Below are 11,889 nucleotides of genomic sequence, written 5' to 3'. Positions count from 1 at the left end.
TGCACATTTTATGATTAAATTTGAAGATAGGATTGGTAGCCTATGAAAAATTTACACAAAAGTCTGTAAAGGGTCGAGACAACAGCATATCGTATCTGTTTAGGAATAGCTTTTATAATTTTTGTTCTTATATTTGTTACTGATAAAATTGTAAAAATAATCCCTGACCAAAAGACAACTCCTAAAGCAACTTGCCAACTTACATGCATTTGTTGCACTACTGTATAAGTAAAAAATGCATTAATCCCCATACCTGGTGCAATTGCTATAGGATTATTTGAAAATATCCCCATTAGTATACATCCGATAAAAGACACTACTATTGTAGCAGTCAAAGCACCTGCAAAAGGTATTCCAGCTTGTGACAATATAACGGGATTAACAATAATTATATACATCATTGACAAAAAAGTTGTTATCCCTCCTACTGTTTCTCTTTTAAAAGAAAAATCTTCTTCTTTAAACCCTTCTGATATTTTTAATTCCATAGCTTTTGACCTAGATAAACTTTGCTTCTAAACTATTATTTATAAGCTTAATAATTTGAGCTTCAGATAAGTTTAAAGCTTGAGCTATTTGCCTATAGTTTTCATTAACATAACCACCAAAATATGCTGGATCATCTGAATTGATAGTTACTTTAACACCCTTCTCTAAAAGCTTAGCAGCGGGATGATCTGCTAGGTTACTGGTAACTTTTAAGCATTTATTTGATAATGGGCACATTGTCAAAGCTATATCATCTTTTATAACTCTTTGTGTTAATGTTTCATCAGTTAAAATAGCATTACCATGATCTATTCTATCTATACCTAATATATCTATAGCTTCCCAAATATACTCAACAGGTCCTTCTTCTCCAGCATGTGCAACTAAATATAAGCCTTCTTTCTTTGCTTGCTCAAAAACTCTTTTAAATTTAGATGGAGGATTTCCTAACTCACTACTATCTAAGCCTATACCTATAAAATGCTCACGAAAATCCATTATTTTTTCAAAAGAGCGTAAAGCATGATCTTCTGATAAATGACGTAAAAAGCACACTATTATACTAGCCTTGATACCAAAATCTTTTTTAGCCTGCTTAATAGCCTGAGTCACGCCATTAAATACTATTGATAAAGATATTCCTCTTTCTAAATGCGCTTGAGGATCTACAAATATTTCTGTATGAGTTACATTATCTTGATTTGCTCTAACTAAATAAGCATAAGTTAGATCATAAAAATCTAGCTCTGTTAATAACACAGACATGCCCTGATAATATAAATCTAAAAAATCCTGGAGATTATTAAAATTATATGCTCTTTTAATTTCATCTATTGAGCTATATTTAAGACTCACCTTATTTCTTTGTGCTAGCTCAAACATCATTTTAGGCTCTAATGTTCCTTCTATATGAAGGTGAAGTTCCGCTTTTGGTAGAGCTAGGATATTACCATATGACATAATATTTAATAAGTCCAATAATTAATATTTAATAACCTATATATTATCACACAAACTATTTTCTGTGAAATTTAGCAAATCTTATATAAGAAATATTTATTATTGATATAACCAATTACTATTTGACTCAATTTATAAGTTTAAATAGAATCGATTTATAGGCTTAATTTATTTTACATATTAAATAGCCTTACTATAGTGAGTATCTGGTTTATCTAATTACTAGATAAATTAAAGATCGAAACTAAAACCAAATTTAAAAAAAGGAACTAACCATGGTAAAAAAAATTGTCTCTGCTGTTGGAATGTCTGGTATGCTACTAACTGGTGATAGCGCTTTTGCAGAAAACAGAGGTAGCTTATCTCCTCAAAGTGTAAATCTATCTCCTTTACGTAACTTGAATATTGTAGATAGCCCAATGGGTAAAGACTATAGTTATCGTGAAGCCTTTAAGAAGCTTGATACTGAGCAGTTAAAGAAAGATATGCAAGAACTTCTAACTCAATCACAAGACTGGTGGCCTGCTGACTTTGGCAATTATGGACCTTTCTTTATTAGATTATCTTGGCATGATGCTGGAACATATAGAGTATCAGATGGTCGTGGTGGCGCTAATCGTGGACAACAAAGGTTCTCCCCTTTAAATAGTTGGCCAGATAATGTAAACCTAGATAAAGCTCGAGAGCTTCTATGGCCAATCAAACAAAAATATGGAGATGCTGTCTCTTGGTCTGATTTACTTGTCTTAGCCGGTACAGTTTCTTTAGAGTCAATGGGAATGAAACCTGTTGGTTTTGCATTTGGTAGAGAAGATGACTGGCAAGCTGATGATACGAACTGGGGTATATCTCCTGAAGAGCTTTCAAGTAATGTCAAAGATGGAAAACTAGTTAAACCATTCTCTGCTACAGAAATGGGATTAATCTATGTAAACCCTGAAGGCCCTGATGGTAAACCAGATGTAAAAAAATCAGGAGATGCAATTCGTCAGGCATTTAGTGGTATGGGTATGACAGATAAAGAGACTGTTGCCTTAATTGCTGGTGGACATACATTTGGTAAAACTCATGGTGCAGTTCCTGCTAAAGATGTCAAAAAAGATATTGGACCAGCTCCAGATAAAGCACCTATAGAGCAACAAGGTTTTGGCTGGCATAACAGCTATGGTACTGGTAAAGGTGATGACACTATGGGTAGTGGTCTTGAAGGTTCTTGGACTTCAACACCTACATATTGGAACCATGATTTCTTAAATAATTTATATAACTTAAATTATGAAAAAACATTATCTCCAGCAGGCGCTCATCAATGGGTTGCAACAAATGCAAAAGAAGAAAATATGGTTCCTGATGCTCATAGGCCAGGAGTTAAACATAAACCTATAATGTTTACTACTGACCTTGCATTAAAAGAAGATCCTAAGTTTAATAAATATGCTCAAGAATTTTATAATAATCCAGAGGAGTTTAAAGAAGAGTTTGCTAAGGCATGGTTTAAACTAACTCATAGAGATATGGGACCTAAATCTAGATATATAGGTCCTTGGATTCCTGAGCAAAACTTTATCTGGCAAGATCCAGTTCCTAAAGCTGACTATAAGCAGATATCTAGTCAAGATATAGTACAGCTTAAGCAAGATATTATAAGCTCTGGACTTACTAACCAACAGCTTGTAAGAACTGCTTGGGATTCTGCGTCTACATATCGAAAAACTGATTACAGAGGTGGATCAAATGGCGCAAGAATTGCTTTAGCTCCAGAGAAAGATTGGCAAATGAATGAACCTGCTAAACTTGAAGTCGTTATTACTAAGCTTAAAGAAATCCAAACTAACTTTAACAATAGCAAAAAAGATGGTACCAAAGTTTCCCTAGCTGACTTAATAGTATTAGGTGGTAATGTAGGTGTTGAGCAAGCAGCTAAACAAGCTAGCTATACGATAGAAATACCTTTTGTACCAGGTAGAACAGATGCTACACAAGCTCAAACTGACATAGAATCATTTGATTATCTAAAAACTAAAGCTGATGGTTTTATAAACTATACGGATGGTAGTATAGCTGTTAATCAATTGCCTCAAGCTTTAGTCGAAAAAGCAAGTATGCTTGATCTAAATGTCCCAGAAATGACCGTTTTAGTTGGTGGTATGCGTGCGCTAAATGTAAACTATGATGACTCTCAAGAAGGAGTATTTACAACAACTCCTGGCCAGCTTAATAACAAATTCTTTGTAAACTTACTAGATATGTCTACAGAGTGGAAAAAGTCTGATACAAATGCTGGAGAATATATCGGCATAGATAGAAAAACTGGTAAGCAAAAATGGACGGCTTCACCTGTAGATCTAATCTTTGGTTCAAACTCTGAGCTTAAAGCAGTAGCTCAAGTTTATGCTGAAAATGGTAATGAGCAAAAATTTGTCAATGATTTTGCTAAAGCTTGGCATAAAGTTATGATGCTTGGTAGATTTGATGTTCAAAAATAAACTTTAATTCTTATAATTTTCTCAATAATATTTCTTTTAGTTTAAAATAAATAAATATAATCCTTGATAATTAACTTGATATGTCTGTTATCTTACAAGTATTTGAAGCTTTGAAGAATTTAACTGAAATCCTTTTACAAAGTCTTGATCCCTCGTTATTTCAGAACATCACTCTAGGAATACTAGCCATATTTATTCCTTTTGTAATCGTATTTCTAACTGATATACTGAGCTCCAAGGAGAAAAAGAAAACCCAATTTGAAAAAATGGTTTTAAGTGATGAAGTTTTTGGAACTAAAAAGGTTTTTTGGTTAGCAATCTTTGGAATATTTTTCTTTTCATTTTTTTCAGGAACTAATATATCGATAACCGCAAAACTAATATGTTTATTAATTGTAGTTATTATTATTTGGGAATTTTATAAGCCATTCAAAAAACTTCTAAAATTTTCAGAGGGGGATAAACATCAATTTGAGAAATCATTTTTGAAAAAGCTAAATTTTTCTAAGTTACCCTACCTTAGTAAATCTAATAATATTAAAATAGCCAATAAGATGGTCAAATCATGGCAATCTATCTGGTATGAAGAAAATATTAATAACGAGAGAGAATTTATTGAAATATTTATTTCCCATATTGATAAAGCAATGGCGTCGAGAAAGTTTGAGCTAGCTATACAGCTATCACAAACATATATAACTAATATTAAAAAAAGAAATTTATCAGAAATTGGAATCTTCATCCTACCCAAGATTATAGAATGGGATGAATCACTTTTAGGAAATAGTGAAATATTTTTTGATAAGTTTAAAAATAAGAAAATAAATAAAAAAAGGAAAATAAGAAAGCTTCTCTCTTTATCAGAATCTATGAATTTTAATAAAAATACTTTTCATAATTGGCACTTTTTTAGAAGAAGTTTTCTAGAAGACATTATTAAAAGCGCCATTCAAAGTAATTACTTTGTTATTTTATCAGACCTCAAAATATATATTGAAGAGAAAAGTTTAGATAAATACACTACAAAAGTTAGCAAATATCAAAAGCTATTTCTAAAAAGTTTTTTTAGAGTCTTCTTTGATGAAGTATATAAAACTAAATACATGAGCTGGGATTATGAATTCCCAAATGATTGGAAAATAACAATTAAGAATAGAAATAATAGAATATCCCATCTTATATTATTTATTTTTATAGAGTTATTTCAATCTGAAATATTCAAAAAAACTAACGATGAATATAACAGAAATCTTACTGAAATTATTAGTAATATTTTTCCAACTGTTTGCCCTATGCTTTTTAAAGCCTTCATTCTGCTTTATTTTTCTGGAGAAAATATTAAATATGCAACAGAAAATGGAGGCAACTTTTTTATTATAAATTCATCAGGAGTTACTTGGTATAGTTCTGAAAATGAAACTAAAAAAGATAGAAAAGAAAAAATACAAAAACTTTTTAGTGAGCAAGAAGCTACTAAAAAGAGAGAAACTACTGGAGTTATCTTAAATTACTTTGGTAATTACTGGAGAGTAATTAGATATTTCAAAGAAGATCTATCTAAAGAGGAAAATGAAAGCTGGAGAAATCTTTCTAGCAAAGAAAAGGAAAATACAATTAAAAGAGTTAGAATAAGCAAACTTACAAAGCTAAAAAATACCATTAATGATAATGAGATAAAAGAATATTGCAAAGAATCTAAACTAAAAGAATATAATAGAAAAAGCTTTTTGGAATTAGTTGAGCTTTTGATTAATGAGCTAAATAAGTGAACTTGTAAATATTTTTTTTTAATCTAATATGTAATTATAAGCTTCATTTTATTAAATTTCATATGCCTATAAACCTTTATCATGAAAATGACTTTCTAAGACAAAATAACAATATTGCTAAAAAAGAAAACTTCTCGCCTTTTCGTAGAGATTATGCGCGCGTTGTGCATTCTTCATCATTTAGAAGACTTCAAGCAAAGACTCAAATATTTCCAAGTTTTGAAAATGACTTTTTTAGAAATCGACTTACTCATTCTTTAGAAGTAGCTCAAATAGCCAAATCAATTGCTGTTAAACTAAATGCTGAACATGATCTTAATCTTGATTATGACCTTATCGAAACAGCTGCTCTTTGCCATGATATTGGTCACCCTCCTTTTGGACATAATGGTGAAGTTGCCCTAAATAAAAAAATGCGTAATTTTGGTGGCTTTGAAAGTAATGCTCAAACACTTCGCCTAATTTCCCACACTGCAAAGAAAGATGTTGATCAAAAACAAAGCTTTGGTCTTAACCTAACTTATAGAACTCTTGCAGCAACTATAAAATATGATAATCTAATACCTCCTATTAGTGACCTTGGGCAACTAACTAAAGGATACTACAATGAAGAGGCTAGACTTATTGATGATATTAAGCAAAAATTATTACAACCATATAATTTAACACCTACAGAAAATAGCTTCAAAACTATTGAATGTTATATTATGGATGTAGCTGATGATATTGCTTATTCAACTTATGATGTAGAAGATGCTCTTAAAGGAGGCTTTATTGATCCACTATCTATGGCTAGTATTGATGATGGGCTTCTTGAAAAGATTTTTAATGCTATGCCTAAGGATCTTGAAATAACTAGAGATGAGATTAAATTCATCTTAATGGATATTTTTTCAAAGTATATTGATTTTGATTCTGACTGCAGAGATATTTATAAAATTTCTAAAAACATAGCTAATAATAGTCTTTTACGGACAAAGCTAACCTCAAAACTAGTAAATAGTTGTATCCAAAATATCGAAATTGATATAAATCAAAAAGCACCTATTATCTCTAAAGTTTATCTGAATGATCAAGTCAGAAAACAAGTTGAAGTTCTAAAAAAATATATTTTATTTAAGATAATAAAATCACCAAAACTTAATGTTTTGAGATATAGAGGTAGGGAAATTATATCTGAAATTTTTGATATTTTGATTAGCTCTGATACAAATGAGAGTCTTCTACCTGATGATATTGGGGCAATATTTTACAACACTCACAACGCCCAAGGTAAAGCTAGAATTATCTGTGACTATATATCATCAATGACTGATAGATATATAATTGAGCTTTATAATCAATTTAAATCTGATCCTTCTTCAATGATATTTAAACCTTTTTCATAAAAAAGCTAGCTCCAACAATTCCTACCAATGAAACTACACATGCAGAAATAATTAGATATATAGGAACTAATAAACTATTAGTAACAGAGATTAAAGATATTGTAAGTGCCGGAGCCCCTGCTGAGAATACTAAATATCCTAGATTATAAGATATTCCATAACCTCTACATCTATATTCTAATCTAAAGAAATTGGTTATTATGACATTATATGTTGAAGCAAAAAATCCCATAACTATAGATAGTATGATAAAACTCGCAAAAATATCTTTACCATCAATTATGTTTTTATAGAAAATAGGACTTATCACCATTGATATAATAATCAAAAATGCCAACATCTTAGCTTTAGAAACATAATCACTAATAAAACCACCAACCAAACAGCTTATTGCCATAATTATAGATCCTGTTAAGAGTAAATCTGATAGATCAAATTTAGAAGGTATATACATCTTTTGGAATGTTGGTAAGAATAGATACAACTGAGTAAATAGCATTGCAATAGCAGCAACTAAAAATATACCAACTATTGTTTTAATAACAAATATTCCTCTTGAAGAAGTTCTACCTTGATTATTTGCTATAGCCTCTTTAACCTGAGGTAAATCAATAACATTTTTTCTTAAAAAGAATAAAGCTAGAGTAAAACATGCTCCTAGAAAATACCCTATTCTCCAACCATACTCATGCACAAAGTTTTGACTAGTAAGATGATTTAATAAGAATAAAACTAATGATGTCATCATAACCCCAAGGCTCAAGCAGCAAAACACCATACTAGTTACAAAACCTTGCCTTTTTGGATAATTCTCTACTATATAAACTACTGAAACAGGTATTTCTGCACCAATAGCTAATGCCTGAATACAACGAAGAAGTACAAACAATATAGTAGCTAATACTCCTATACTTCCAATAGTTGGTAAAAAGGCTAATATTATTGTTGAGAAAAATAATAAAGCCATGTTTAAGCGAAGTATAAATGCTCTTCCTTTTATATCTGCAATATAGCCAAACCCCCAAGCGCCCAAAGGTCTAATTATGTAGCCAACTATATATACAAGAAAAACTAATAGCATTCCACTGATAGAGCTACCCCTATCAAAAAACTTATCTTCAATAGTTAGAGCAAAAACAAAGTATATCGCTGTGTCATAATACTCAAAAGCAGCACCTAAAGTTGAAAACAGTAGTCTCTTATATTCTTTCATTTAATGATTCTTTTAAAAAATTTTATATATATTAGTACAATATTAACGATAATCAAATATTAATGAGCATATGCAGGTGAAAGATCTATTATCTCAATAGAAAAAGCATATTTATCTATATCTAGCTTCAAACTATCAATAACCTTTTCTTTTAAGTTTTTAGATATTTTAGTCAGATGATCCTGATTACGTCCAGCTAAAATTTTAATTTGCATATGAATAAGCTTTTTATCTTCAGCACCAGCAACTCTACAATATTCATAGTTATAAACTCTAACCCTAAACCCTTGTATTTTCGTAGGTAAGTTTTCTATTAAATATTCTTGCGTAATATCTAGTATTTGTTTTGTTTCTTGAATATTAATTTCCTTAGGTATTTCTAATACTATATGAGGCATCTCAATCTCCTTTTATAAAAAAGTCTCAATATATTTAGCCTTTAGAATAATACTAACAACTCTCATAATCCATAGTTTTCAAGCAATTTAAATAAAGTTCAATAAGATAGGGTCATAGCATTTTACAAAACATGCTCTAGAGACTATAATCATTTATTTTAGTTAACTACATTCTGTGTTCTAGAAGCTAAAAATGATTCAATATTATCTTTTATTACATCTAGTATTTTATTCATAGCCTCTATACTTGTCCAAGCTATATGTGGAGTTATATAACAATTATCTAATTTATTAAGGTCATTTTTAATACTTGGTGGCTCTTGTGCTAATACGTCAAGACCTGCTGCTTTTATTTCATTTGTACTGAGCTTATCATATAAAACTTTCTCATCAATAAGATTACCTCTACTAACGTTTATTAATATAGAGCTTTTTTTCATCAATGATAGCTCTTTTGATCCTATTATATTTTTTGTTTCTTTAGTTAGTGGGCAATGTAAACTTACAATATCACTATTTTTAAGCAACTCATTTAAGCTTACAAAACAGACTGATTCATCATTATATTTAGATCTACTATATACTAAAACCTTCATCCCAAATACTTTTGCAATAGAGCTAACCTTTTTTCCAATATTACCAAATCCAATTATCCCTATTGTCATATTTGATAGCTGATTCCAATGATTACTTATTAAACACCACTCTTTACTAATTGCCCAAGAATCATTTTTAACAGAACTAACATTTAATGATATTTTATTAATTATGTGCAATATTAATGCAAATGTATGCTGTGCAACAGCATCTGTCCCATAAGCAGGTACATTAGTTACGGTTATGTTATATTTTCTTGCCGCAATAAGGTCAATAGAATTAACACCTGTTGACATAACGCCTATATATCTTAATTTTGGAGCTACTTTAAAATGCTCTTCTGATAAGATTGATTTATTCACTATCACAACATCAACACCTGATATTCTCTTTATAATCTCATCAGAACTAGTCTTATCATAAATTTTGACGTTACCAAACTTTTGTAGAAAAATAAAATCTTCCTTTTTGTATGGTGCTGTTTCTAATACGACAATATTTAACATATACTCTCCCATTCTTTCTTTTATGGTTATTATCTAATATCTACTTTAATAGTTTCAAAATAATTATAATTCTTGTCGTTTCTTTAATGCAAAAGCTTCTAAGAAACTCCTTTTTTTAAGTAAGTTTTTAATGGTGGAATTAAAAAAATAGTCCTAGCTATATAGAATAATATCAAAGTCATCCATAAACCATAATTTTCAAACTAGTCTAATAAAATTACTGCTATAATATAAGCTAAAGCCGCTAAAATCATAGCGTTACTCATTGCTACAGTTTTTAATAACCCAACAAAGACCCCATCGATCCAAAAGCTAAAACTAGCTGCTATAGGAATTAATATCGAAAATAAAATATACTTATTAACTTGGTATTTCACATCAGCTAAAGATGTAAATATAGTAATTATATGATTTTTAAAGCAAGCATAAATAAATATTAAAATAAATGTCACTATTAAACTCTGTAATAATGTCTTTCTCACAACCTCTTTAAATATACGTTGATCATTATCTAAATAAGCTTGAGCAACTAGTGATTCTGTAGTGTTAGCTAAAGCATCAAGAAACATGGCTATAAATAAACTAACTTCAATCAATATTGTATTTGCTGCTAAAACCTCTTTACCATATTAAGCTGAAAATAAATAAAAGGAATTCATTGATAACAATAAACACAATGAACGTATAAAAATATTGGTATTAAGCTTTAAAAAAGGTACATATTCACTAATTGTAAAGTAATCAAATCCTTTAAGAGTATTTTTTATTTTTACTCCTTTGCTCACAAAGAATCCATAAATTTTTATAAGTAAAAATATAGTTGTAAAACAATATGCAAATACTAAAGAGATCGCAACTCCCACAACATTATATTGCATATATATAACCCAAAACACGCTGGAGCTTGTTGCTAAGATCATTAAAATCAAAGAACTATATAAGACTACTTTTGTCTTACCTATACTTATGAAAAAGCCTAAAAATATAAAATTTAATAATGCAAACCAAAACATATATATAGCAATATTATAGAACTCAACAAATAAAGTTTTCACATCTCTATCAGTTTAGGACCAAATTCAAGATTAAAGGTTTCAATATAAAAATAATTACTGCAATAATACTTGCAACAATTACAGCTCTTAGAACTATACAAAACATTTCCTCAACGTCATTAATATTTTGTGCTATTAAACCAGTTAAGCTCATCCTAAAAAAAGCAAATAATAAACATATAACATTTACTATAGAAACCCCTAAGCCAATAGCTGCTAAATAACTACTATTATTAAGATGCCCAATAATAGAAGTATTAACTATTCCTACCATTGGTAAAACCAAATTAGAGAATATTAAAGGTAAAGATAATAAAAAATTCTTTTATGCATTTGCAGTAATCAAAAATTAATATACCAAAAATTATAGCATTTTAAGTGCTTTGTAATTGACCGAATATATTATGATTTTCAGGTTAACTATTAGTCAAAATATATGCTACTAAGTATTTATTAAAATCTAATAAGTCCTATTAAATTTACATATATTCGCACTCATAATTTTAAGATATTATTAACACAAATAAAGATAAAATAAACCATCTAAGATACTTAGCATAAGTTTGATTTAGCAAAGTTATAATAAATGACTATTATGTTTTTTTTTAATTGCTAATTATTTTTTTGTGGTCATATAATAAAAATATAAAACAGATATCTTACATTCTTATAAATTTATAAAGGAGATGAATCATGAAAAACAAACTAAAGTTAACACCTGCTATGATATGTACTTTAATAGGCATAGGATCTTTTACAATGGCTAACGCTACAGAAGCTTGGTCTACTAATGATCTATCATCCTATGTTGCAGGATCAACAGTAACAGATAATGGTAAAACTTATAAATGTAAAGGTTGGCCTGCTTCAGGATGGTGTCAAATAGCTGCATATAAACCAAGTGGGACGTATGGTAGCGATGCTTGGGATATCGTTGGCAACAGCCCAACTCCAACTCCAACTCCAACTCCAACTCCAACTCCAACTCCAACTCCAACTCCAACTCCAACTCCAACTCCAACTCCAAC

At 29.7% G+C, this 11,889-nt stretch carries 11 protein-coding genes and 1 pseudogene; 4 read left to right on the top strand and 8 right to left on the bottom strand.

Features of this window, described 5'->3' with window-relative positions; genetic code table 11:
* Window positions 1-14: 14 nt before the first annotated feature.
* Both AB8E56_RS09970 and AB8E56_RS09965 read right to left on the bottom strand, forming a co-directional pair.
* The gene (locus AB8E56_RS09970; protein WP_329480637.1) at window positions 15-488 is read right to left on the bottom strand and encodes an NCS2 family permease; all 474 of its coding nucleotides are present in this window, start codon (window positions 486-488) and stop codon (window positions 15-17) included.
* A 10-nt stretch (window positions 489-498) separates the two neighbouring features.
* Window positions 499-1,449, bottom strand: coding sequence for an adenosine deaminase (locus tag AB8E56_RS09965; RefSeq protein WP_329480635.1), 951 nt, complete (start codon window positions 1,447-1,449; stop codon window positions 499-501).
* A gap of 275 nt (window positions 1,450-1,724) precedes the next feature.
* Between AB8E56_RS09965 and katG the strand changes: the two genes are divergently transcribed.
* The 3 genes from katG (at window position 1,725) to dgt (ending at window position 7,092) form a co-directional block, all read left to right on the top strand.
* Complete coding sequence (gene katG / locus AB8E56_RS09960) at window positions 1,725-3,935, top strand: catalase/peroxidase HPI (RefSeq protein ID WP_329480633.1); 2,211 nt, start codon at window positions 1,725-1,727, stop codon at window positions 3,933-3,935.
* 80 nt (window positions 3,936-4,015) lie between these two features.
* Complete coding sequence (locus tag AB8E56_RS09955) at window positions 4,016-5,704, top strand: hypothetical protein (RefSeq protein WP_329480631.1); 1,689 nt, start codon at window positions 4,016-4,018, stop codon at window positions 5,702-5,704.
* Between the two features lie 62 nt (window positions 5,705-5,766).
* Window positions 5,767-7,092 (top strand): dGTP triphosphohydrolase, encoded by a 1,326-nt coding sequence (gene dgt, locus AB8E56_RS09950; protein WP_329480629.1) that lies wholly within the window; start codon window positions 5,767-5,769, stop codon window positions 7,090-7,092.
* Here dgt and AB8E56_RS09945 read toward each other — a convergent pair.
* The 6 genes from AB8E56_RS09945 to AB8E56_RS09920 form a co-directional block, all read right to left on the bottom strand.
* On the bottom strand, window positions 7,076-8,305 hold the full coding sequence (locus AB8E56_RS09945; protein ID WP_329480627.1) for an MFS transporter: 1,230 nt from the start codon (window positions 8,303-8,305) through the stop codon (window positions 7,076-7,078). The two genes, dgt and AB8E56_RS09945, sit on opposite strands and share 17 nt — an antisense overlap.
* Window positions 8,306-8,364: 59 nt before the next feature.
* Entirely contained in the window at window positions 8,365-8,703 is a 339-nt protein-coding gene (locus AB8E56_RS09940) for a hypothetical protein (protein WP_329480625.1), read from the bottom strand.
* A gap of 158 nt (window positions 8,704-8,861) precedes the next feature.
* Entirely contained in the window at window positions 8,862-9,806 is a 945-nt protein-coding gene (locus tag AB8E56_RS09935) for an NAD(P)-dependent oxidoreductase (protein ID WP_329480623.1), read from the bottom strand.
* 203 nt (window positions 9,807-10,009) lie between these two features.
* Complete coding sequence (locus tag AB8E56_RS09930; protein ID WP_329480621.1) at window positions 10,010-10,402, bottom strand: MATE family efflux transporter; 393 nt, start codon at window positions 10,400-10,402, stop codon at window positions 10,010-10,012.
* Window positions 10,403-10,435: 33 nt separating this feature from the next.
* Window positions 10,436-10,861: a hypothetical protein gene (locus tag AB8E56_RS09925; protein WP_329480619.1), complete on the bottom strand. Its 426-nt coding sequence runs from the start codon at window positions 10,859-10,861 to the stop codon at window positions 10,436-10,438.
* A gap of 7 nt (window positions 10,862-10,868) precedes the next feature.
* Window positions 10,869-11,135, bottom strand: a complete 267-nt coding sequence (locus AB8E56_RS09920; RefSeq protein WP_329480617.1) for an MATE family efflux transporter — start codon at window positions 11,133-11,135, stop codon at window positions 10,869-10,871.
* A gap of 419 nt (window positions 11,136-11,554) precedes the next feature.
* On the opposite strand from AB8E56_RS09920, the pseudogene AB8E56_RS09915 reads away from it, so the two are divergent.
* A pseudogene (locus AB8E56_RS09915) lies at window positions 11,555-11,889 on the top strand (hypothetical protein); the annotation flags it as partial.

The organism is Francisella sp. 19X1-34, assembly GCF_041102755.1.
In the GTDB taxonomy this organism is placed as follows: domain Bacteria; phylum Pseudomonadota; class Gammaproteobacteria; order Francisellales; family Francisellaceae; genus Francisella.
The sequence above is the reverse complement of the archived record's forward strand: the minus strand, read 5'-3'. Positions and strand labels throughout refer to the sequence as shown.

Excerpts from the sequence above, each read along its gene's own strand:
- AB8E56_RS09970 (WP_329480637.1), bottom strand. The coding sequence starts at position 488 with ATGGAATTAAAAATATCAGAAGGGTTTAAAGAAGAAGATTTTTCTTTT.
- AB8E56_RS09965 (WP_329480635.1), bottom strand. The coding sequence starts at position 1,449 with ATGTCATATGGTAATATCCTAGCTCTACCAAAAGCGGAACTTCACCTT.
- katG (WP_329480633.1), top strand. The coding sequence starts at position 1,725 with ATGGTAAAAAAAATTGTCTCTGCTGTTGGAATGTCTGGTATGCTACTA.
- AB8E56_RS09955 (WP_329480631.1), top strand. The coding sequence starts at position 4,016 with ATGTCTGTTATCTTACAAGTATTTGAAGCTTTGAAGAATTTAACTGAA.
- dgt (WP_329480629.1), top strand. The coding sequence starts at position 5,767 with ATGCCTATAAACCTTTATCATGAAAATGACTTTCTAAGACAAAATAAC.
- AB8E56_RS09945 (WP_329480627.1), bottom strand. The coding sequence starts at position 8,305 with ATGAAAGAATATAAGAGACTACTGTTTTCAACTTTAGGTGCTGCTTTT.
- AB8E56_RS09940 (WP_329480625.1), bottom strand. The coding sequence starts at position 8,703 with ATGCCTCATATAGTATTAGAAATACCTAAGGAAATTAATATTCAAGAA.
- AB8E56_RS09935 (WP_329480623.1), bottom strand. The coding sequence starts at position 9,806 with ATGTTAAATATTGTCGTATTAGAAACAGCACCATACAAAAAGGAAGAT.
- AB8E56_RS09920 (WP_329480617.1), bottom strand. The coding sequence starts at position 11,135 with ATGGTAGGAATAGTTAATACTTCTATTATTGGGCATCTTAATAATAGT.